This window comes from Marinobacter adhaerens HP15, assembly GCF_000166295.1.
GTDB classification, from domain to species: Bacteria; Pseudomonadota; Gammaproteobacteria; order Pseudomonadales; family Oleiphilaceae; genus Marinobacter; species Marinobacter adhaerens.
In genome coordinates this window covers 982,489-1,002,260 of sequence record NC_017506.1, presented here as the reverse complement: position 1 = coordinate 1,002,260, position 19,772 = coordinate 982,489, and the positions used below count along the sequence as shown (strand labels likewise).

Genomic DNA, 19,772 nt, shown 5'->3' with positions numbered 1-19,772 from the left:
CTCTCCTGTCAGGCCGTCGCCGGTGTCGGCTTGAGACTGGCCGCCAGCATGGTGAGCAGAGCATCCGCCAGCAGCGCGAGTGCAATGGTGGGCAGCGCACCAAGCAGTACCAGATCCATCGCCGCCTGCCCCAGGCCCTGAAAGATAAAGCTGCCAAAACCGCCGGCGCCAATGAGCGCGGCAACCGCGGTCAGGCCAATGGCCTGGATGGTGGTAATGCGCACGCCTTCCACAATCACGGGAAGCGCCAGTGGCAACTTGAGTTTGAAGAACAGCTGTCGCTCGTTCATTCCCATGCCCCGCCCGGCATCGGCGAGGCTTTCGGGCACCTCGGTAAGCGCGACGAAGGTGTTGCGCACCATGGGCAACAGGCTGTAAGCCACCAAAGCCAACAAGGCCGGAGCCCAGCCAATGCCACGAATCCCCATGGCCTGCAGTGCGGGAAAAGCGGCCGCCAGGGCACTGAGCGGCGCAATCAGTAACCCGAATACCGCCAGGCTGGGAATAGTCTGAAGAAAGCTGACCGCGCCAAGAATGGGACGGCGCCAGGCCACACTACGAATCATCTTCAGGGCCAGTAAAAAAGCCAGTCCGGCGCTGATACCGACCGCGCCAAAGGCCAGTGCCAGATGAGTCCACAGGGCCTGCTCGAACTTGTCGGGGCGGGCGTTGAATTCCCGAACCAGCGACAAACTTTCCAGCCCACCGCCTCGAAGGATCCACAGCCAGCTGCCAACAATGACGGCCAGTATCATCAGCTGCAGCCCTCGCCCGCTCCCGAGGCGCCCGAGAATTTCGATCAGCATCAGCGACAGCAAAAACAGCAAACACCAGAAACCGGCTCCGATGGATGAACGCGCATAAGGTGCGTCTTCCGGCAGGTGCCGGCCTGCGAAGACCTCGAACAATAGGGGCAGCAGCGCCAGGGAGAGGCCTACCAGGCCCAGAAGCGGCAGGTACCGCCGGCGCAACGGCAGAAAAGACAGCAGAACGCAGCCAGCCAGAACCAGTGACACCAGGCCAGCCCAGAGCCCGCCAACTGCCGAAAGAAGGCCGTGACCGGTACCCGGAACGATGCGGTTGGGTTGAATGACGCCCAGGTCCAGGAGCCAGACCAGCGCCAGGGCAAGACACCCCAGCACAGGCAGGACACGGTTCGGCATGGTGTTCGAGACAACAGAGCTGTAAATCGACAAACCTCAGTCCTGGGCCAGGGAATCCAGGTAATCCCGGGCAACGGTATCCGCCGGTACCCCGTTCACCGCCACCTGGCCATTCAGGCGCTGCAGCGTTTCGAGATCCAGCGATTCGAAGATCGGCGTCAGCACTTCCCGGATCTGCGGATAGGCTTCCAGCACCTCGCCACGCACGATCGGCGCTGGCTGATACACTGGCTGAACGCCTGCGGTATCTTCCATTACCTTCAGATCCAGCGCATCCAGCCCGCCATCGGTGCCGTAAGTCATCGCGCCGTTTACGTCGTTGTTATTCAGGGCCGCCGCGCGCAATGTCGCCGCCGTGTTGCCACCGGAAAGGATCAGCAGCTGGTCGGATTCCAGCTTGAAGCCATAAGCCTCCTGGAACGCCGGCAAGGCACTGGCGGATTCCACAAACTCGGCGCTGGCCGCAAACTTGAAGGCACCGCCCTCATTGATGTAATCCGCAAGATCTTCGAGTGTGGCCAGGTTATTTTCCCGCGCCAGATCGCCCCGCACGCTCATAGCCCATGTGTTGTTCGCTTCGGCGGGTTCCAGCCAGACAATGTTATGTGCCTCTTTATCCAGGCGAGCAGCCTCCTGGTAGGCCTTATCCGCATCTTTCCAGATATCCAGATCCGCCTGATCGTGAAAGAACGCAGCATTGCCGGTGTACTCGGGGTAGATATCGATTTCGCCGGCCTTGATCGCATTGCGGACGATGCTGGTGCCCCCCAACTGGAGCCTGTTTTCAACCGGAATACCGGCCCCCTCCAGAGACTGCAACACCATCTGCCCCAGTACCGAGCCTTCGGTGTCGATTTTGGAAGACACGACCACGGGATCAGCAGCCATTACCGATCCGGACATCACGAACGCTATCAATGCCGCTGTGCGGCGCAAAAGGGATTTGGGAGTCACGGCTATTCCTCTCGGTTTTTGGTTACCACTATCAGTCTAGAGGCCGCATCTACGAAGGCAAACGGGATTTGGTCTTGCCTGCGCCGACCCGCAGGAAGCCAGTTCCAATATCGGGCGGAACGGACATCGTATTTGAAATCCGGAAACCCAACGGGTTAGGCTGTCTAAAAAGCGAGCAGCATGGTAGTGAAGGTTATGGCACAGACCCTGGAAAAGACCCGCGAACCCACCTCCACCGTAGCGCCCCTGAACCCTGATAACGTGGCACTGCTCGAACAGGAAGGTTTAACCCTCAAGCCTTTGGATCCTATTGGTGTTGAGATCTACGGATCCGACGTGCGCATCCAGCTGCCAGAGCCGGCTATCAAGGCCCTGGAAGAGGAAATGGCGAATCGCGGGTTCATCGTATTCAAGCACCAGGCCGGCCTTTCCCCCGATGAACTGATTGAAGCCTGCAAATGGTGGGGCGGGCGCGAGATCCATTCCACCCACGGCGTGCATCCCGCAACACCCGGCCGTAACCGGCACATTTTCCGCTGCTCTAACGATGGCCGCCAGGGCATTCTCGGCGTTGGCCCGCAATGGCACAACGACGGCAGTTTCGAAGCCGCCACCTTCTCCCACAGCGCCTACTACATGGCCCGTGCGCCCGAGAATGGCGGCGGCACCCACTTCGCGCACCAGGGTGCGGCCTTTGACGCACTCCCTCCGGAGAAACAGGATTTCTGGGAACGACTGGTGTCGGTAAACTCCGCATCCAGTGTGACCCACCCCGTGGTTCACACCCACCCTATTTCCGGTCGCAAGAGTGTCTGGCTGCATCTGGGTATGACCGGCGCCGTGCTGGAGCGCCTGCCGGAAGAAGGTCTGACGCTCGACCAGTTGAAAACCCTGCCCGCACCTGCGGACAGCTTCTACCTGCTGGACGAGGCCGCTATGAAGGAACTGTTCAACGATTACAACGATCTGCTGAACGATTCCTTCGAGGGTGGTTACGGAATTCGCTACGAATACGAAACGGGCGATCTGTTATTTATCGATAACTGGGCCGTCGCCCACCGCGCCGCGCCAGAAGCGCATCTGCCGGCAGAGCAACAGGGACTGCGCATCATGGACCGGGTTACCATCAAGGCACCGCGAAACCTGTCGCCCCATTTCGGGCTGCCCCAATACATCAACATGGCCGGCCCCCACCCGTTCAACAAAGACGGCGTATGGCAGGCCGGTGGCGTGGGCTTCCGGTGGAAAGACGATATCCGCATGCAGAACTGATGCACCCGTTTTGCATGCGGCCATGCATCACTGCACCGGCTGACAACCGCGAACAGCGAGAGAAATATTCGTTGCCGCCTTGATCTGATCGTAGTATTTGGCGGCCGTTTTCACGCCCATATCTGCGTAGTTCCCGGCACTGGGGCTGATCAGGGTGCCCAGCTGGGCCCAGGCCGCAGCGGATTGCCGGTCGCTCTCATAGGCTGAAAATGCCTGGTAGATTTCATTACAGGTAATGCCGTCTCCATCCATAGCTGCGGAAGAAACATGAGAGGACGTCTGACAGCCCGTCAAAGCGCCAACCGCCAACAAAAACCCAAGACTCTTGTACTTCATTGATCAGGTCTCCCAGGCCGTAATGGCCTCTTTTCGAAAGTATGGAGAGCATGGTCTTATACATTCCAGCCCGATGCCAGACCTGCTGGTCTCAATGGAAAGATGTATTGAAAATTCCTCGCCACAAACTAAGCTATTCCTGTCTCTTCACTCTTTTGAGCATGCCCATGAAAGCGTGTCTTCATGCAGTTCTCGCTCTCGCGCTATCCATTCTGCTTCTCTGGAGTCCAGCCCGAATTGGCCATGCAGAAACCGTCCTGCATGTTGCCTACGAAGATAAAACGCAATTCCCCTATTACATGGGCGACACCCAGGAGGTTCTGGAGAAACCCGGCGCAGCGGTAGAGCTGGTCAAGTTGCTGGAAGAGCGGGTACCGGATTTGCGGATCAAGTTCAGCCGATACCCCTGGAAACGATGCCTGGCCATGCTCGAAACCGGCCAGGTGGATGGTATCTTCAATGCTTCTTACAATGCTGCCCGCACCCGAATTGGCGAATACCCTTGGCGGGACGGTCAGGTTGACCCTACCCGCCGACTAACCACCATCAGCTACAATCTCTATGCCCTGCCAGATACAGAGCTGGGCTGGAGCGGCAAGGCTTTCGAAGACACGGACCTGTCAGTTGGCGCCCCATTGGGCTACTCAATCGTGAACGATCTGGAAAACCTGGGCGTTTCCGTAATCAAGGTTCGGAGTTCCAGGCAGAGCCTGCAGTTACTGACTGCCAGACGCGTTCATGCCGTTGCACTCCAATCGGTCACCGCCGATTTTCTGTTACGCCAGAACGCCAGGCAGCTCCCGGGCATTGTCCGGATTGATCCCCCTCTCAAAACCAAGCCCTACTACCTGATGCTCTCGCGGGAATTCAAAGCGGCACACCCAGAGCTTGCAGAGCACATATGGAATGCCATCGGCGAACTCAGAGAAGAAAAGCTTGAGGCCCTGGCGCAGCCCTATCTATCCGAGTCCGGCTAGTCAGCTTTCCCACTTATTTGGCCTATTGAGAGTGAGTAAGCCCATAGTCGATGGCAGCACACACCGCCGCGGCCTGCGCAGCATTGCATTGCTCGGAGGTCACACGGGGGCTGTCGGGATAAACCTCAGTGGTGGTGCGGTAGGGAGCGCGGGTCATGCCAGCGCACAGGCCCCACTGCGAGAGCGGATACTGGATCACGCCCCGGGCAACGACTGGTGAGCCGAAAATCTCGCCTTTCTCGTCGGCCGGTGCAATGTGCGTCACCTGCTCCACCGCCTTGATCAGTGCCTGCTGGAAATCTGGCTGCGGGTGTTCGCTATCGTCCACCACATAGAAGCCATCGGGAATGCCGGCCGGCTCGAATGGCTTGCCATCGCGAGCGGCCAGCGCCGGGCGGAACTCCGACTCGTCGGTATCGGTGGTTTCGTGAAGGTCGATATGAATCAAAACATGCTCACGCACAGGCGCCACCAACCGCATCAGCGCGGCAGACTCCCCGGCCGGGCTGTCCTCGTGAAACGACCGGTTGGGGTCGATCGCATTCCGGTTCCAGCGATGAATGCGCTCGTATGCCCAGGGGCTGACACAGGGCGCAACCAGAAGGTTCACGCGCCCCGCATAATCCGCCGCGTGCTTATCGAGGAACTCAAGCGCGCCATGAACGCCGCTGGTTTCGTAACCGTGAACGCCGCCCGTGATCAGCACCACGGGCAGGTCGTTGTTCCAGTCGCGGCTGCGAATCGCCATGAGCGGATAATAATCCGGACCGTAATCCAGCCCGCCGTATTCTTCCACATCAAACCGCGCGCCAAGGCGCTCGATCACACTCAACACCTCCGCCTCGTAACTGCGCTGACGGGTCTGTCGCGACAACCACTTGGCGCGCTCTGCCTCGCCCCATGGAGTGCCGGGCGTGCCGATTGGATAGGGTGTTGAAGCTGTGTTCATAGCAGAGCTCCGTTAACGATCGCCCGCAGCTCCTGACGGATGGGGTAGGTGGACGACGGAATCAGTTGCGTCATGAAAATCATCACCAGTTCCTCAACGGGATCGACAAAAAAGTTAGTGCTCGCTAGGCCACCCCAACCGTACTCACCAACCGATCCGTTGGTCTGGGATTTGGCGACGTCCGTTTTTACCGAAAAACCCAGACCAAAGCCAGTCCCGGCAAACGGAGTCTCACTGAATGCACCCACAGACAGGCCCGGCAGGTCCTGATTGTTGGGCAGATGGTTACGACACATGAATTCCAGGGTTTTTCGACCAATAATCCGCCGCCCCCGGAACTCGCCACCCTGACACAGGGCCTGGGCGAAGTGGAAATAATCGTCGATGGTGGAAACCAGCCCGCCACCGCCGGACATGAACTGGGGCTTACGCCGGAAGGGAGAGGTCTCGGGGTCATCCTGCAGCGTGAACTGATCTCCGGCCTGGTACTGATAGCAGGCAGCGAAGCGGTCAAGCTGATCATCCCGAACATGGAAGCCGGTGTCAGTCATATCCAGAGGCTCAAAAATATGCTCCCGCAGATACTCATCAAACGGCTTGCCCGACAGCAACTGCACCAGATACCCCAGCACATCCGTGCTGACCGAATAATTCCAGGCTGTGCCCGGGGAAAACTCCAGCGGCAGCTCTGCGAGGTGATCGACCAGGGCTTCCAGCGACATACTCCGGCTGCCATCCAGCTTGAGCTCGCGGTAGGCAGCGTCAACGTTGGTGCGCTGCATGAATCCGTAGGTCAGGCCTGACATATGCGTGAACAGGTCGCGAATCGTCATGGTGCTGGATGCAGGCGTGGTCAGGAAGTTCGGATAAACCCCGCTTTTATAAATCCGCTGATGCCTCCAGGCAGGAATATACTTGTGTACGGGATCATCCAGTAAAAACCGCCCCTGCTCATAGAGCTGCATCATGGCGATAGACGTAATCGGCTTGGTCATGGAATAGATGCGGAACACCGTATCCCGGCGGACCGGCTTGTTGCGTTCCACGTCCATCAGCCCCTGGGCTTTCACATAGGCAATCTCCCCTCGCCGGGCGACAAGTGTCAGCGCGCCAGGTAACTTCCCGGGCTGGAGATAGCAGCGGTCAAGATGACGTTCAATATTTGGAAGCTGTTCCGTAGACAGGCCTGCCACCTGTGTGAGTTCCGTCATTGCACGGGTACCTCTTCGAGCGCCTCATCCCAGGCTGCCCTGCTCGCCGTGAAAATATGCGCCGTTGGCTTGATGGAGACTTCAGTGTCCAGACACCCTGCTGGAACCACGAGCAACCCTTCAAGCTGAGTGCCTGGCAGTGCGGAACCACACAGCTTACAAAAACTCTTGCTGTGGCGAGTACCCGGAAGCGTGTAGGACGTCACGGCATCCTCACCGGCCAGCCACGTCAATTTGGCGGATTGCGAAAACAGATTGGCTGCATGCGCAGAACCCGTATCTTTTTGGCAGTGCTGGCAATGGCACAGGTAAAAGTTCTCGAAATCGCCTTCAATCTCAAATGTCACGGTGCCACACAGGCAAGAGCCAGAATGCGCTGTCATCTCAATCCCTTACTAAGCAGTTAATGGCAACATCACAGCTCACGCGAGTGGTGCAACGTGCCAAATTCCAGGTCGGTTCAAAGCCATTTTTTGGCTTCCGCAATTATAGTCCGCATTCTCGCCGCAAGTGCCCGGTGCCGTGGCACGCACAGATACAGCGTTTCACTCACCGGGTTAGCTAGACGATGAGCTCTGATGTGCTCACGCTTCTCGAAGGCTTCAACGGCATGGGCGGGCAGAACGGTAAATCCCAACCCCATACTCACCGGCTCCAGAATCAAACCAATCTGGTTTGAGAAGCCTTTCTTCGGAAACAGGTTGCTGTGCTGAAACTCGGGATAATTGGCACCCAGAAGCAAGCTTGCGTGATGACTGCCATCGGGGTGGTCGATAAACCCGAGGTTCATCAGTGTGTCCCAACCCGGTTCCTGGACGGTGGCCGGTGTTACCAACAGCAGCGATTCCTGGGCGACGGGCGTGCAGCTTACGTCGGCCAGCGTCGATCTCGACGTCATGAATCCGAGATCAACAGCCGACCCGGCAATGGCAGTTTCCACATCGGGATTTGGCGCAAAGCGGTAATCCATAATCAGCTTCGGGTGTTTGCTCTGAAGCGCCAACAGATGTGGATAGAGCTTCAGCCCGACACTGCCCGGGGACATGATTCGCACACTTCCTTGAAAGGGCGGGTCTTCTCCCACTGTCTGTTCAAGATTAGACAATGCGAAGAGGATGCCCTGAGCCTCCGTGTAAAGCCTCTCGCCGGCACCGGATAGAGAAAACTGTTTGCCCTGCCTCACCAGCAATTCGGCACCCAGTTGCTCCTCGAGTTTACGCACATGCTGACTAACGCCTGACTGTGTCATGTGCAGGCGTTCAGCCGTACGGGTGAAATGACCAACTTCCACCAACGTGCAAAAGGTGCGCAACCAGGTCGTATTTATCATTAAAATCCATAATCTTTGCGAGAACAAATGATAATTTTAAATGATCAATCAGCGAATGTAACCTGCTCTCAGTCCCAACAGAGGAGGACAGGACATGAACAACGTTTACCCGAGAAATTTCTCACACATCGGCATATCCGTGCCCGACCTTGAGCAAGCCGTAAAGTTTTACACAGAGGTGATGGGTTGGTACCTGATTATGGAACCAACCGAGATCGAAGAGGACGACAGCGCCATCGGAGAGATGTGCACTGATGTATTCGGCGCAGGTTGGGGCAGCTTCCGTATCGCTCACCTATCAACAGGTGATCGAATCGGAGTGGAGCTTTTTCAGTTCAAGAACCAGACCAACCCGGAAGACAATTTCCAGTACTGGAAAACCGGGGTTTTTCACTTCTGTGTGCAAGACCCGAACGTAGAGGAACTGGCTGAGAGGATTGTGGCTGCGGGCGGTAAAAAGCGCATGGAGAAACCGCGCTACTATTACCCCGGCGAAAAGCCCTACCGCATGATTTACATGGAAGACCCGTTTGGCAACATCCTGGAAATTTACAGCCACAGCTACGAGTTGATTTACAGTGCGGGCGCATACCAATAAGTGCCAAGGCGTTTTAGTTAGGGGGCTTTCCGCTGCGGAAAGTCCTCCTGATTCAACAATCGTGAAACTGGGCGCAGAGGCTAACCAAAGCAAGACCGTGGTTGTCAGACAGCCGTACCGCCAAGCAGGATAACTATTTCGCAATCTTCAACGATACGAGAATACTTTGAATCTCTCCACGGCTTCCTCCATCAAGTTGCCAGCCGTGACTCAAGACTCTGAACAAAAGATTCGTCGCCGTCGACCGAAAGTACAAGCCAGAAAAAGGAGCCGTCCTTCAGGAAGACCTTGAGCATTGTCGATTCCAGAGCACCGCCTTTTTTAACCTCCAAATCAGCAATATCCTCATACCTTGCCTTGACGAACTGGAATCCACCAGTGTTGTCCTGCCAATACGAAAAAACACCCTCATTGGTGAGCGCATTGCCATCCTGCCTGAAGTCCCAAAGCGCGTCGGAATAAAACTTCAGGATTTCTTCTTGCGGACCAATAACCGATTGCCGGGATAAAAACAGTTTGAGGTCAGCTGGGAGTTCCTCGCCTGAAACGACTTGGTCAGATGGAATGATGCTTAGTTCTTCAGCCACCATAAGGCCCATGATGAGCGAGAAAATGAGTGCAGCGGCTGCATGCCGCAGGCGCCAACGGGAGTTGAATGCAAATGCCTCACGGTTCTCCGGAAGTCGATTTACATAGTTCTGCAAAGGCAACAGACAGAGCGACCCCAGTATCAATGTGACCAGCATCAAGAGCGCCGGGGTCTGGTCTGCACTCTGAATCAGTGAAAGCACGAAAAACGCTATCGCTAATAATGCGCACGATAGCGCGGCTAGTGGCAAATGGTAGCTGCCCACAGCATTGTTTCGCGCGTGGGCGAACAAACCGTAGCAGGTAATCGTGATAAACAGCCCACGTGCCCAGCTCCACAGGCTTCGGGAATCACGCTCGCTGATGTAGCGCCAATTACGGTACCCCCAGAAGACCTGATAAAGGCCGATCGTAATTACACTGAGGGCAATGAACTTGGTGGATGAGACTGGATAATAGTGGCTTTCCAGATTGAGCTTTTTCTCACGACGCCGATCGATGATGTAATCGATGATAATGAGCAAAACCAGAAGAAAGAGCACACCGGCTAAAATGCTGATGATCATCATGCGATGATCTTCCTCCTCGGCTACAAGCTGCGGCATCGGTTCCTGCAGTCCGTAGTAGCTCAGAGTCTTCAGCTTTTCGATATCCGAGTTGTAGCGGGTGATGTCCTGCGCCGGCACAAAGTCAGTCTTCGACTGGTATCGATGGGTCACTTCCAATCGATAGCTATTGAAGGAAACCTCTCGCTCGTAGCGGAAATAGGGGTTGTCCACAACCTCATGTTCAGCGGGCAGAGACCAGCTTTCATCGAGGCCCTCCACGACCCATTTCTGTTGCACGGTGATGGGGTGGTATTGATGATAGGGATCGCTTCGATTCTGATCCTTCGGTGGCACGGCAAAATCGTCTATCTGATCTGCTTCCAGCCAAAGGGTTTGTGTAAAGCCCCCCTCATCAGTGCTCCATAAATCCGCCACTCGATAACGCTCATCGATGACAATCTGGTTTTTTCCGGTCCGATCGACATAGGCAGGCTTCTGGATGACTTCCAATTCAGGAAAGAGCGACTCGTAATAACGGATGTATTCCTGCTGAAACTCATCACCGCCCTGCGCCACGCGGCCACGCATGGTCGTTGCTTCGTCACCACTCATCTGCGTTTTGATGTGCAACGCGAGAGGCTGATCGCGATCCTTTTCCAGAAACAGTTTTTGTTCAATATCAAGTCGGGGTGTCGTCTGCGTCGACGAATCGGGGTAATGGGACGTGATGCCGTTATTCTGCCCGTCAAGAACCAGGCCGGCGGCAAAGTCGGCCAGGGTCCGGCGATTCAGAGCACCTCTTTGATGAGTGTTGGTGCCATCCACCCAATAGAGTGAATCACCGATGTGAGCCTGGGTAATAACATGGTCAAAGGCGAAAGGCGAGGGAGCGGACTCGGCAACTTTGTGCCGAAGGTCGGTATTAACCAGAACGGGGTGGGCCGTAATGCCCATTTGGCCAAGGAGAGTATTGAGCAGTAGCGTTTTATCTTTGCAGTCACCAAAGCGGCGCTGCAGAACTTTTTCAGGCGGGCGGGGTTGATAGGAATGCGCGCCCATCTCTATGCCGACGTAACGAATTTCCCGCTGTACAAAATCCAGGGCGGCCTGCAGGCGTTGCTCTGGTGCCTGATGCTGTTGGGCGATGGTCTCGGCGATTTCCCGGACCTCCTCCGATACCGGGGTAGACACGGCATACAAGGGAGCGGCCCATTGCTGCACATCTTCCCAGCTCTGGAATTGACTCACACTCACATGGGCGACCGGGCGATACCAGCTGGGCGTACCACCTTCGACTGGCCGGGCCTCCGTCGCTTCCTGACGCAGGACATATTCCACGGTTTCAGTTTCAGCAGTGCGGGTGAATCGGAAATTCGGAGACGAGGGCTGAATGTGCAGCGGGCTGCCCTCGTCGGTCAGAAAACGTAGTCGGTGCCGAAGCACCGGTACCTGCCATTGCAACGAGTAATGGCCAGAAAAACGACCATCAAAAACGGGGTTGTTACCCTCCAGGCTATAACTGTATTCCACGACGTCACCGACGCGGAGATCCTCCAGTATCAGGTGAGCCGTTAGCGAGCCGTCGTATATCTGCCGCTCAAGGTTGGACTCACGCTGGAGAATCTGAAACTGGGCTTCATCCAGACGATCGATGACAAGGTCACCGCGGTGAATCCTGAGGCTGTGGAAGGACAATGATTCATAGTCGGGATCGAACACAACGGAAAGCGAGGACAGCTCCCGAAGGCCCTCTTCATTACGGATCTGGCTGGCAATTCGAAAGTACTGACGAATCTTTGCGTCCCGCAGATCGGTTTGAAGGTCGTAGAGCAGGTACTCCACTCCGCCTAATCCCACTCCTCCGGAAGCTTCGGACGGTGGGATCTCCATATTGGTGACCCAACCGGGCTGGGCCCGTTTGTTGATCGTCGCCGACTCGGAGACAGCGTTGCCGGAGACCAGGAACCAGAAAACCAGAAACAAGAGGATGCCGCCCGGTGAGCCGGGTCTTGGAATCGACAGGCCTTTCATATGTTGAAACTCTTAGTGTTTTTTTGAGCAGGGCCCGCGGCGGCAGCCACGCGCTGTCATTTAGACCGTTTGGAGTCTAGCACTTCAAAGTACTGATTGAGCGGGATCTGTTTCTCATTGGGGGCAGGTGCATGGCAAAGTTATGCGTTCGCTCGGATAGCACGGATATCCTCGATATCCACTGGACGTGAGAGCAAGGTCTTATACTGGACCAAGTCGTCCTTCAACATAAGGGGGAGATTCAGACCCAGCAACTGCACCGTCGCATAGCGAGAAAAATCTATATTGAGCGGAACCCAGGTCTTGTTGCCAGCATCAAAGATTTGTGCACCGTCGGCGTTACCCACTTCCACTTTGACACCCTCATATTTGAACTGGACGTAGGTAGGTCCCAGCCCTCTTCCTGGCGGTGGGCAGCCGCTTTGGATACAAACGGCTGCCCTGCCTGGACCACAGACAAAAAGTGCTCCCCAGGGACAAAGAGATCAATGTCATGCAGATCGCGTTGAGAGCCATATCCCCTTGCGGCGAGCCCGCCACAAATGAGGAAGGGAATGTTCCTTTCCCTCAGTAGCGACACAATCCACTCGGCGGCTGATTGATGCACGCTCTCTCCTTTCGTGCTTGAAGCCGAACACAGCAGTGCGGCACGCAGTTGATGGACCATTGAGGGCTTATTTGTAACCGTTGATTCTTAGCTGCAGCTTAGACATTTGCCTCCTGGTTGCAACGCTCTCTTCCAGTAACGCTAAGCTCATTAGCGCCTGGTAGCTCAACGCCACGCCCCTCGAAGTAATTTGGTGCATGGGGTAAATGACGTATGGGCCATAGCTTCTCCCTGATTTACTTTGATTGCGGATAAGGAGGAAGCGATGATCAGGATTGGGACCGTCTCATCCATATGGCGATACCCTGTAAAAGGAATGGCTGGCGAATCGTTAACACGGGCAGATATCGGATCAATGGGGGTTTCCGGAGATCGGATTCTTGCGGTGCAGGACGTTGCCCGCCAGGAGATTCAGAGCTGCAAGTTCCGCCCGGAGTTGTTGCAGTGCCGTTGCAAGGCCGTTGATAACGCGGAAACCGTGGAAATTCTCTTTCCGGATGGCGAGGTTAAACTAAGCTCTGATCGCGATGTGAATGACAAAATATCCCAACTGGTAGGCCATAAGAGCAAGCTGCAATCATTACGCCCCAAAAGTGACTCGAAGTTCTATCAGCGTTTCAAGCGGGATGATCATTCATGGCTGACTGAATTGAAAGCAACCTTCGCGAGAGAGCCCGGCGAGCCACTGCCGGACCTGGATAATCTGCCTGACGAGATGCAAACCTATGTGTCGTTACTCGGGACTTTCTTCCTGGTGTCCCCGTTTCACATCATCACCACCGCCAGCCTCAAGCATATGCGATCAATCCACCCCGGCCCCGACTGGAACGTGGAACGGTTTCGGCCCAACCTGATCATTGAAACGTTGCCGGAGATATCTGGATTGGCCGAACAGGAATGGCTCGGGCGCTCGCTGGTAATTGGTGACGTCACCGTCAAGCTTGGTGAAGCCGCACCACGTTGTGGAGCCGTGGTGAGGAAACAACAGGGCTTTTCCGAGGATAGAAGCATACTGCGCAGTATTGTTCGTGATGCCCACCAGAATCTCGGAGTTTACGGCGATATCCTTGCCGAAGGTGCCATCCACGCAGGCGATCAAATCTACCTCGTTTAAATCTGGAGACCCCCAACAAGAGCGGTTGAACGATTGTCTCTGATATCAGGATGCTTCGATTCCGCCCAACGCATCTGATAGTGTAATCGACCTTTCAGTAACCGTTCATTGGAACTCTGGCATGGCCCCCTCCAAGCAGCACCCATGGATTCCGCTACTCATCTTCCTGGGCGCGGCCTTTACCTTCAGCGTGACCATGATTGGCACTACCATGCCGACACCGCTCTACCCCATCTACCAGGACAGGTTCGGCTTTTCCGATCTGATGATCACCATCATCTTTGCCGCCTATGCCTTTGGTGTGATCGCCGCACTGGTCATGACGGGGCGCTGGTCTGATCAGATAGGCCGCCGGCCAATGCTGTTCGCGGGCCTGGCTTGTTCCATCATCAGCGACCTGGTGTTCTGGCAGGCCAATGGGCTGGGAATGATACTCACCGGCCGGGTGCTGTCCGGTCTGTCTGCGGGGATCTTTACCGGCACGGCCACGGTGGCCGTGCTTGAATTGGCACCACCCCACTGGCGGGACAAGGCAACCTTCTTTGCCACGGCGGCGAACATGGGCGGGCTTGGCCTTGGCCCAATGCTTGCCGGTGCCCTTTCCGAGTACCTTCCCTGGCCACTGCACCTGACCTTTCTGGTGCACTCGGGCATGGCCCTGCTGGCCGTGTGCTGCATCTGGGCGGCGCCGGAGACCGTCTCGAAACCCGCACGCCCAAAACTGACCATACAGCGCCTGAGCGTGCCACCGGAAGTTCGAGGTGTATTCATTCCCGCCGCCATTGCCGGTTTTGCCGGCTTTGCCATGTGCGGCTTCTTCACCTCCATCGCGCCGGCGATGATGGGTAAGGTCCTGGGCTATGACAACCGGTTGCTGATCGGTGTTGTGGCCGGCAGCATTTTCATCGCCTCAACCCTGGGCCAGTTCCTGCAAGGCGCCCTGCCGCTGAGGCTGCGCCTTCCCCTGGGCTGCGTGTCTCTGATGCTTGGGGTAATCCCAATAGCACTGGGCATCTACTCCCAATCCCTCGCACTCTTCATAACCGGGGCCATGATTGCCGGCATGGGCCAGGGTATTTCATTCCGGGCCGGCATGGGCGCCATCGCCTCAGCCAGCCCGGCTACGGAGAAGGCCGCCGTAACATCCGCCTTCTTTGTTATGGCCTATATCGCGATCTCTGTGCCGGTAATCGGCCTGGGCGTGATGGCAACCGTGACCAGCCTGACGACAACCGGGGTCAGTTTCGCCGCTGTTATGGGATCACTGGCGGCTCTGGCATTGGTACTGTTGATTCGGCGGGAACGGGCAGAGGCGCGATAAGGCCGGCAAACGGCCGCGTACTACTGCGACTGGTTATGAATTGGCACTGCAACCACCGGCCTTAAGCACACGTTTGGTTGACGCCGGATACTTACCAAGCAGTGACGCAGGGCGAATCGGACGAGTTGAAAAATTACCACCACAGTTGGGGCATTGGTTAGCCAAAACACCCGATGCGCACGATTGACAGAACGTGCACTCGAATGTGCAGATGACAGCCTCACTGGAATCCGGTGGCAAATCTTTGTTGCAGCACTCGCAATTGGGTCTTAACTCGAGCATAGAGTTCTCCCTGCTGATTCATAACGCCGCCAGCATGGGCGGCTTTGTCGTGCAGTGATGAGGAATTACAACTGATCTAGCGCTCCCCGGCCCATTTCCCGTCAACATTAATAATCTTGCACGGGTATTCAGCCTCGTGTTTTTTGTTATTTTTCTGACAATCTATCAACGAGTTCTCTATCGCGTACTTGATTGAGGTTCTATTTGACTTCCAAGACCAGGCTCCCACATCTGATTGAGCAAAAGCTTTGTGTTTGGTGGCATGGACATATCCCTCGCGATATGACTTCAGCGCCTGATTCGTCATGAGCGAGGCCTCGCCAACGGCCTTTTGTTCTAAAGACGGCTCGACGATTTCGCCCGTGCTTGGTTCTGCAGGCATGGGTTGTTCATAGGTTGCACATCCAACCAGCAGAGGAATAAATACGACGAAGATTCCCTTTCTCAAAATTGACTCCTTTATTGCTGCTAACGCCGTGCAAGGTGCTCAATGTCACCTGAGAAAAAAGCCGAGGACCAGTTTGCTCGTAAACGTTTCAGATTTTCTTGATGAATTGACTGATCCCTGTATTTAGAGATTACCGCTTTTGGCGCCCAATTGACCGCTTGGCTAGATGGTGATTCGGTAATAACGACCATACTCTCCATCCTTAGAGCCATTGTGCGTGGCCTGCCAACCCAATTTTTGAGCTACTTTCTGACTAGCCAAATTGTCATCCGCGATGAAAACCTGAATGGTCGATAAATCGATCTCTGAAGATAGCTTTTCAACTGCCAACTCGCAGGCCTTGGCAGCGATGCCATTTCCCCAAAGCTCCGATCTGATGAAATAGCCGAAATCCGGGACACCATCTATCTGTTTAATGCCGCAGAACCCGATGAACTCGTCAGTATCAGCGTGGGCAACAGTGAAGCGGGTCGGGTTAGCGACCGCATTCTCGAACCATGAACCTGCCTCGCCTTCTGCCAGGGCGCGACGAGGTCCAAGAAACCTCATCACCTTGGGATCTCCAAGCATGGCAATGACAGCCTTTTTGTCTTGGTGACAAAGATTCCTCAGTTTCACCGAAATCATAGTCCTAGCTTCACCATGTAACGCTTGCAGCCATGCGCGCCCACGGAATGGAGCCGAAGGCGCAATGTAGTGGGCGTCGCCGTGCCTGCACTTGTTGGAGGATTCTATTTGTTCCCGTTCTGCCAAAGGATTTCTCGATCTTCCGTGAGGCCTGCAAAAACCTGGCCCTTTGAATGCATTACCATAAGTGCAACTTGGATAGACAAAAGGTGCATGGCTTGAATTACTTCTTCCTCGGATAGCCCTTGTCGTTTCTCTATCTTTAGCTCGTCCAAAACCCGTATTGCTTGGCGTCGCAGGGCAAATTCTCCGAACTGAACAACAAAGTCATCTCTAATACTCCTGAGGCCTCCTTTCTCTGGCCAAAGCCCCTCTAAACACAAAAGATTAGCCTGCGCATCGTCTCTTTGAGATTTATGATCGAAAAGAGTGATTAGCAAATCGTTCGTGCTCAGCAAATGCGTCGCTCCGGGGCACGAGTCAGATGGTGTTCCGACCGAGATTTGGTTCGGTGCAGTTATTACCATGGAAAGGCCTTCAATTAGGTCTTTCTTTAATGACTGCAAATCTTCCTTGGAGGCCGTTGCTGAAACGGCTGACTGAACTTCCTTCATTACGGATTGATCAGGCGCGTAACGTTTGTCGCAAACCTCGTACCAATGGTCTCGCGCCTCGCGAATAAGTTTACGCTTCGTCGGGTTGGCGCCATATGTCTCATGACAGGAAGGACATAGCGGTGCCGCATTTTCTTCTGTATCTGGACCGCTCTCAGCTTGCGGCACGATGTGGTGTATTTCTACTCCGATTGCTTTGCATAAACAGCACTGGAAATGAGCCCGCTTCCTTACCCTCTCTACCAATCTTGGAGTAAATGCCATTTTCACCTCTAACGCCGAAGCACAGCGGCGCCACGACAGTGGCTTCCGGCGGACATTGGCCGCGAACTGCTGCGCCTTGTTATAAGCTCTATACTACTGAATTGAATCAATAATTTTATTTCTCACAAGCTCAACCGAATCCCTATCGTAGCCGGCAACCGCAACCATGAGTTTGCTTTGGTTAGGTGATATTTCTATGCATTTAACTACAACACGGTTCGACTTTACGTTCCCGTATATTCCGTACTCATTCTCAACCTGATTCTCTAGCCCCAGGACTTGCAGGGCATATGAGCTTTGTATTTCGCAAGCCTCTTTGGATTTGCTGAGATCTTTAAACCATGACCAAAGCTCAGGCGGTTTTTCCTCAGCGAGAGCTGATCCTGATAATAAAAATAAAAGAATTAAAACTGCCCTGTTGATCATGCCGATTTCCCTAATGCTTATAACGCCAATATTCAGCGGCGCCCTGAAAAGGGCGTCCGGTGGAGGCCCTTTAGGGCCGTAACGTAATGGAATGACTGGTTAAATGCGGACAACATCCACTTCTGAGGTGTTTGAGACGCTGAACATTTTTGCAAACTCAATCACGTCGTTTTCAGTTTCGCCTGGATGACTCGTCGTCGTCAGATACCGTGGGTCACTGCCATCGCCCACTGCTATCTCATCCATAACTTCTTCCCACAACTCGCAATCCACACCCACCACGCAAAACAACTCATACCCCTCATCTAGAAGGGAGCGTAAAAGGCCGTCATGTTTCTGGTGATAGCCGGTCTTGGATACGAGCACAAACTTTCTGTTCTTCATGGCATTTAACGCCGTTGTTCAGCGGCAGCCTTGGCAGAGCGAAGGGGCGACAAGGCTGCCCGGTGGTGGGCCATTAGGCCCGGAACGAACTGCAACTATTGGTTAAGTGTATTTCTCGTACCTTGACTCCATCATTTCGGCCAATAACTCAGAAGACCCGACTACTCGACTGTGGGGCTTTAGGTTTTCATTCGCGAAATCAATGAGTTTTGAAAGTGCCTCTAGGTTCCTGTTTAACCAGTAATCACTGCCTATCGTATCGTAGTAATATTCTTCTTTATTTCCACGGAAGTCCCAAGTATCCAATCTATAGCGTAGCCCAACTGGTAAGCCATCCATTTTGAGGATATCGCCTTCGTACTCGGTAACGATGTTCTCTGGCAGATGAGGGCGAACTTTCCTCATCATTTTCCCAATGTCATGACCGTACTTCTGTATCCAATTTAGGAGTCTCCTGCCTTTCCTGTCCTCGCTCTCAAAGTAACAGATCAAGGATTTCAGGACTGACTCCATACCCATCCGCAAATCAATGAAGGATTTGGCTCGCATCGAACGAGGCGTATAAAACAGAGGGCCATCGCTCTCCATACAATGCTTATATCGGATGTAAAAATCCCGGGCATCGTGGAAGAAATGGTTTGAAACCTCGAGATACCGAGGCCTAGTAAATTCTTCGCTCATACTCCCTCACACTTAACGCCAATGTATAGCGGCGCCCGACTAGGGCGTCCGGTGGAGGCCGAAGGCCGGAACGTACTTGAATGAATGGTTACAAGCTCTCATTCAAAGACCGGCCTCATAAAACTGCGCTCACAGCTTAGTACACAACGAGTTTCTTCGGCGTATTTGAATGCGGTCTGGCAATCTGAGTCTTGGAACGAAGCCTCACGGTATTTTTCATAGGCTGCCAGAGACTGGAACGTGAAAAGTGCGATGGCGATATTGTTGGCACCCTCGGAAGGCAAGAAATACCCATGGTGCTGACCGCCGAACCTCTGGACCAGGGGTATCCACATCTTGCAATAGCGCTCGAACTCGGCGGCTTTATAGGGATCTATAACGTACTTTAGGTAGCAGGTAAACACTTGAACTCCCTTTCAGTTGGCCTTGTAAGGCCAGCCATAAGCGGCGCCCTGACAAGGGCGTCCGGTGGAGGGCCATCGGCCCGGAACAACCTTCATGGCCTTGTTACATGCCAATGCCATATTGAGCTCTCAAACGGTCAATTTGGTTTTGGTGTTGGTTCAGGAAGGGGCTTATTAACAATGCATCTTTGCCACCATTAGATAGAGTATTCAGAACAGTTGCTGGATCGCTGTATTTGCGTAGAAAAGGCACACCATGCTCCTGAAAGTACTTATAAAGTTCAATCGCCGATGATTTAGTTTCCTCTGTATTGGACACAGGAAATCGATGCTGCCCAGCGCCTTGAATATTTCCTAGCTCTGCTCCGACGATACAAACTCTCTCCCTACCCGCTCTAAACTCTACAGCAATGTCGGCAACTGCATCGAAATCTTCTACATGGTTAATGCAACCTATATGGAGAAACCAGACAAGATCGTTCTCAGTTAATTGGAACTGACGTTTGCTCTTAACGAACTTCCAGTCCGCCAAAAGGTACTTCAATTCTTCGATAAACATGTTCTGCAATTCAGACACTTTCATGGCATGTAACGCTAAAGGCAGCGGCGTGTGTAACATGTCCGCTGACCTGACTTGTTAAAA

The 19,772-nt window shown here is 54.4% G+C and carries 23 protein-coding genes; 6 read left to right on the top strand and 17 right to left on the bottom strand.

Annotation, left to right across the window (positions count from 1 at the left end):
- Window positions 1–8: 8 nt before the first annotated feature.
- Together HP15_RS04950 and osmF are read right to left on the bottom strand one after the other, a co-directional pair.
- On the bottom strand, window positions 9–1,163 hold the full coding sequence (locus HP15_RS04950) for an ABC transporter permease (RefSeq protein WP_014576472.1): 1,155 nt from the start codon (window positions 1,161–1,163) through the stop codon (window positions 9–11).
- A gap of 36 nt (window positions 1,164–1,199) precedes the next feature.
- Window positions 1,200–2,066, bottom strand: a complete 867-nt coding sequence (gene osmF / locus HP15_RS04945; RefSeq protein WP_049784460.1) for a glycine betaine ABC transporter substrate-binding protein OsmF — start codon at window positions 2,064–2,066, stop codon at window positions 1,200–1,202.
- 231 nt (window positions 2,067–2,297) lie between these two features.
- Between osmF and HP15_RS04940 the strand changes: the two genes are divergently transcribed.
- Window positions 2,298–3,389 (top strand): TauD/TfdA dioxygenase family protein, encoded by a 1,092-nt coding sequence (locus HP15_RS04940; RefSeq protein WP_014576469.1) that lies wholly within the window; start codon window positions 2,298–2,300, stop codon window positions 3,387–3,389.
- Window positions 3,390–3,416: 27 nt separating this feature from the next.
- On the opposite strand, the gene HP15_RS04935 is transcribed toward HP15_RS04940, so the two are convergent.
- Window positions 3,417–3,725, bottom strand: a complete 309-nt coding sequence (locus HP15_RS04935) for a hypothetical protein (RefSeq protein WP_008170638.1) — start codon at window positions 3,723–3,725, stop codon at window positions 3,417–3,419.
- Between the two features lie 167 nt (window positions 3,726–3,892).
- Here HP15_RS04935 and HP15_RS04930 point away from each other — a divergent pair, with 167 nt between their 5' ends.
- Window positions 3,893–4,702, top strand: coding sequence for a substrate-binding periplasmic protein (locus tag HP15_RS04930; RefSeq protein WP_156484286.1), 810 nt, complete (start codon window positions 3,893–3,895; stop codon window positions 4,700–4,702).
- Between the two features lie 22 nt (window positions 4,703–4,724).
- On the opposite strand, the gene HP15_RS04925 is transcribed toward HP15_RS04930, so the two are convergent.
- The 4 genes from HP15_RS04925 to HP15_RS04910 form a co-directional block, all read right to left on the bottom strand.
- Complete coding sequence (locus tag HP15_RS04925; RefSeq protein ID WP_014576466.1) at window positions 4,725–5,651, bottom strand: M14 family metallopeptidase; 927 nt, start codon at window positions 5,649–5,651, stop codon at window positions 4,725–4,727.
- On the bottom strand, window positions 5,648–6,862 hold the full coding sequence (locus HP15_RS04920; protein ID WP_014576465.1) for a serine hydrolase domain-containing protein: 1,215 nt from the start codon (window positions 6,860–6,862) through the stop codon (window positions 5,648–5,650). Before HP15_RS04920 ends, HP15_RS04925 begins: the two co-directional genes overlap by 4 nt.
- Window positions 6,859–7,245, bottom strand: coding sequence for a GFA family protein (locus tag HP15_RS04915; RefSeq protein ID WP_041645078.1), 387 nt, complete (start codon window positions 7,243–7,245; stop codon window positions 6,859–6,861). Before HP15_RS04915 ends, HP15_RS04920 begins: the two co-directional genes overlap by 4 nt.
- Window positions 7,246–7,322: 77 nt before the next feature.
- On the bottom strand, window positions 7,323–8,192 hold the full coding sequence (locus HP15_RS04910) for a LysR family transcriptional regulator (protein ID WP_014576463.1): 870 nt from the start codon (window positions 8,190–8,192) through the stop codon (window positions 7,323–7,325).
- Between the two features lie 94 nt (window positions 8,193–8,286).
- Here HP15_RS04910 and HP15_RS04905 point away from each other — a divergent pair, with 94 nt between their 5' ends.
- Window positions 8,287–8,790, top strand: coding sequence for a lactoylglutathione lyase family protein (locus tag HP15_RS04905; RefSeq protein WP_014576462.1), 504 nt, complete (start codon window positions 8,287–8,289; stop codon window positions 8,788–8,790).
- Between the two features lie 191 nt (window positions 8,791–8,981).
- On the opposite strand, the gene HP15_RS04900 is transcribed toward HP15_RS04905, so the two are convergent.
- Window positions 8,982–11,957: a DUF3857 domain-containing transglutaminase family protein gene (locus HP15_RS04900; RefSeq protein WP_014576461.1), complete on the bottom strand. Its 2,976-nt coding sequence runs from the start codon at window positions 11,955–11,957 to the stop codon at window positions 8,982–8,984.
- Window positions 11,958–12,829: 872 nt separating this feature from the next.
- Here HP15_RS04900 and HP15_RS04890 point away from each other — a divergent pair.
- Window positions 12,830–13,678, top strand: a complete 849-nt coding sequence (locus HP15_RS04890) for an MOSC domain-containing protein (RefSeq protein WP_041645076.1) — start codon at window positions 12,830–12,832, stop codon at window positions 13,676–13,678.
- 121 nt (window positions 13,679–13,799) lie between these two features.
- The gene (locus HP15_RS04885) at window positions 13,800–14,999 is read left to right on the top strand and encodes an MFS transporter (RefSeq protein WP_014576457.1); all 1,200 of its coding nucleotides are present in this window, start codon (window positions 13,800–13,802) and stop codon (window positions 14,997–14,999) included.
- A gap of 33 nt (window positions 15,000–15,032) precedes the next feature.
- On the opposite strand, the gene HP15_RS21865 is transcribed toward HP15_RS04885, so the two are convergent.
- Window positions 15,033–15,239, bottom strand: a complete 207-nt coding sequence (locus HP15_RS21865) for a DUF1272 domain-containing protein (protein WP_227499753.1) — start codon at window positions 15,237–15,239, stop codon at window positions 15,033–15,035.
- Here HP15_RS21865 and HP15_RS22815 point away from each other — a divergent pair.
- Window positions 15,211–15,339 (top strand): hypothetical protein, encoded by a 129-nt coding sequence (locus HP15_RS22815; protein ID WP_257903149.1) that lies wholly within the window; start codon window positions 15,211–15,213, stop codon window positions 15,337–15,339. The genes HP15_RS21865 and HP15_RS22815 overlap by 29 nt on opposite strands.
- 18 nt (window positions 15,340–15,357) lie before the next feature.
- Here HP15_RS22815 and HP15_RS04880 read toward each other — a convergent pair whose 3' ends face one another.
- From HP15_RS04880 to HP15_RS04845, 8 genes are all read right to left on the bottom strand, one after another.
- Window positions 15,358–15,729, bottom strand: coding sequence for a hypothetical protein (locus HP15_RS04880; RefSeq protein ID WP_041645074.1), 372 nt, complete (start codon window positions 15,727–15,729; stop codon window positions 15,358–15,360).
- Window positions 15,730–15,891: 162 nt separating this feature from the next.
- Window positions 15,892–16,356 (bottom strand): GNAT family N-acetyltransferase, encoded by a 465-nt coding sequence (locus HP15_RS04875; protein ID WP_014576455.1) that lies wholly within the window; start codon window positions 16,354–16,356, stop codon window positions 15,892–15,894.
- Window positions 16,357–16,460: 104 nt separating this feature from the next.
- Entirely contained in the window at window positions 16,461–17,234 is a 774-nt protein-coding gene (locus HP15_RS04870; protein ID WP_081449817.1) for an HNH endonuclease, read from the bottom strand.
- A 93-nt stretch (window positions 17,235–17,327) separates the two neighbouring features.
- On the bottom strand, window positions 17,328–17,660 hold the full coding sequence (locus HP15_RS04865) for a hypothetical protein (RefSeq protein ID WP_014576453.1): 333 nt from the start codon (window positions 17,658–17,660) through the stop codon (window positions 17,328–17,330).
- 99 nt (window positions 17,661–17,759) lie between these two features.
- On the bottom strand, window positions 17,760–18,044 hold the full coding sequence (locus HP15_RS04860; RefSeq protein ID WP_041645071.1) for a hypothetical protein: 285 nt from the start codon (window positions 18,042–18,044) through the stop codon (window positions 17,760–17,762).
- A 102-nt stretch (window positions 18,045–18,146) separates the two neighbouring features.
- Entirely contained in the window at window positions 18,147–18,725 is a 579-nt protein-coding gene (locus tag HP15_RS04855) for a hypothetical protein (RefSeq protein WP_206076548.1), read from the bottom strand.
- A gap of 98 nt (window positions 18,726–18,823) precedes the next feature.
- A complete protein-coding gene (locus HP15_RS04850; RefSeq protein WP_014576450.1) occupies window positions 18,824–19,129 on the bottom strand; it encodes an NIPSNAP family protein in 306 nt (101 codons plus the stop codon).
- 103 nt (window positions 19,130–19,232) lie between these two features.
- Window positions 19,233–19,748 (bottom strand): hypothetical protein, encoded by a 516-nt coding sequence (locus HP15_RS04845; RefSeq protein ID WP_014576448.1) that lies wholly within the window; start codon window positions 19,746–19,748, stop codon window positions 19,233–19,235.
- Window positions 19,749–19,772 lie beyond the last annotated feature (24 nt).

Excerpts from the sequence above, each read along its gene's own strand:
- HP15_RS22815 (WP_257903149.1), top strand. The coding sequence starts at position 15,211 with ATGACAGCCTCACTGGAATCCGGTGGCAAATCTTTGTTGCAGCACTCG.
- HP15_RS04925 (WP_014576466.1), bottom strand. The coding sequence starts at position 5,651 with ATGAACACAGCTTCAACACCCTATCCAATCGGCACGCCCGGCACTCCA.
- HP15_RS04860 (WP_041645071.1), bottom strand. The coding sequence starts at position 18,044 with ATGAAGAACAGAAAGTTTGTGCTCGTATCCAAGACCGGCTATCACCAG.
- HP15_RS04915 (WP_041645078.1), bottom strand. The coding sequence starts at position 7,245 with ATGACAGCGCATTCTGGCTCTTGCCTGTGTGGCACCGTGACATTTGAG.
- HP15_RS04890 (WP_041645076.1), top strand. The coding sequence starts at position 12,830 with ATGATCAGGATTGGGACCGTCTCATCCATATGGCGATACCCTGTAAAA.
- HP15_RS04900 (WP_014576461.1), bottom strand. The coding sequence starts at position 11,957 with ATGAAAGGCCTGTCGATTCCAAGACCCGGCTCACCGGGCGGCATCCTC.
- HP15_RS04930 (WP_156484286.1), top strand. The coding sequence starts at position 3,893 with ATGAAAGCGTGTCTTCATGCAGTTCTCGCTCTCGCGCTATCCATTCTG.
- HP15_RS04940 (WP_014576469.1), top strand. The coding sequence starts at position 2,298 with ATGGTAGTGAAGGTTATGGCACAGACCCTGGAAAAGACCCGCGAACCC.
- osmF (WP_049784460.1), bottom strand. The coding sequence starts at position 2,066 with ATGTCCGGATCGGTAATGGCTGCTGATCCCGTGGTCGTGTCTTCCAAA.
- HP15_RS04845 (WP_014576448.1), bottom strand. The coding sequence starts at position 19,748 with ATGTTACACACGCCGCTGCCTTTAGCGTTACATGCCATGAAAGTGTCT.
- HP15_RS04885 (WP_014576457.1), top strand. The coding sequence starts at position 13,800 with ATGGCCCCCTCCAAGCAGCACCCATGGATTCCGCTACTCATCTTCCTG.
- HP15_RS04910 (WP_014576463.1), bottom strand. The coding sequence starts at position 8,192 with ATGATAAATACGACCTGGTTGCGCACCTTTTGCACGTTGGTGGAAGTT.
- HP15_RS04920 (WP_014576465.1), bottom strand. The coding sequence starts at position 6,862 with ATGACGGAACTCACACAGGTGGCAGGCCTGTCTACGGAACAGCTTCCA.
- HP15_RS04935 (WP_008170638.1), bottom strand. The coding sequence starts at position 3,725 with ATGAAGTACAAGAGTCTTGGGTTTTTGTTGGCGGTTGGCGCTTTGACG.
- HP15_RS04905 (WP_014576462.1), top strand. The coding sequence starts at position 8,287 with ATGAACAACGTTTACCCGAGAAATTTCTCACACATCGGCATATCCGTG.
- HP15_RS04865 (WP_014576453.1), bottom strand. The coding sequence starts at position 17,660 with ATGATCAACAGGGCAGTTTTAATTCTTTTATTTTTATTATCAGGATCA.
- HP15_RS04950 (WP_014576472.1), bottom strand. The coding sequence starts at position 1,163 with ATGCCGAACCGTGTCCTGCCTGTGCTGGGGTGTCTTGCCCTGGCGCTG.
- HP15_RS04870 (WP_081449817.1), bottom strand. The coding sequence starts at position 17,234 with ATGGCATTTACTCCAAGATTGGTAGAGAGGGTAAGGAAGCGGGCTCAT.
- HP15_RS04875 (WP_014576455.1), bottom strand. The coding sequence starts at position 16,356 with ATGATTTCGGTGAAACTGAGGAATCTTTGTCACCAAGACAAAAAGGCT.
- HP15_RS04855 (WP_206076548.1), bottom strand. The coding sequence starts at position 18,725 with ATGAGCGAAGAATTTACTAGGCCTCGGTATCTCGAGGTTTCAAACCAT.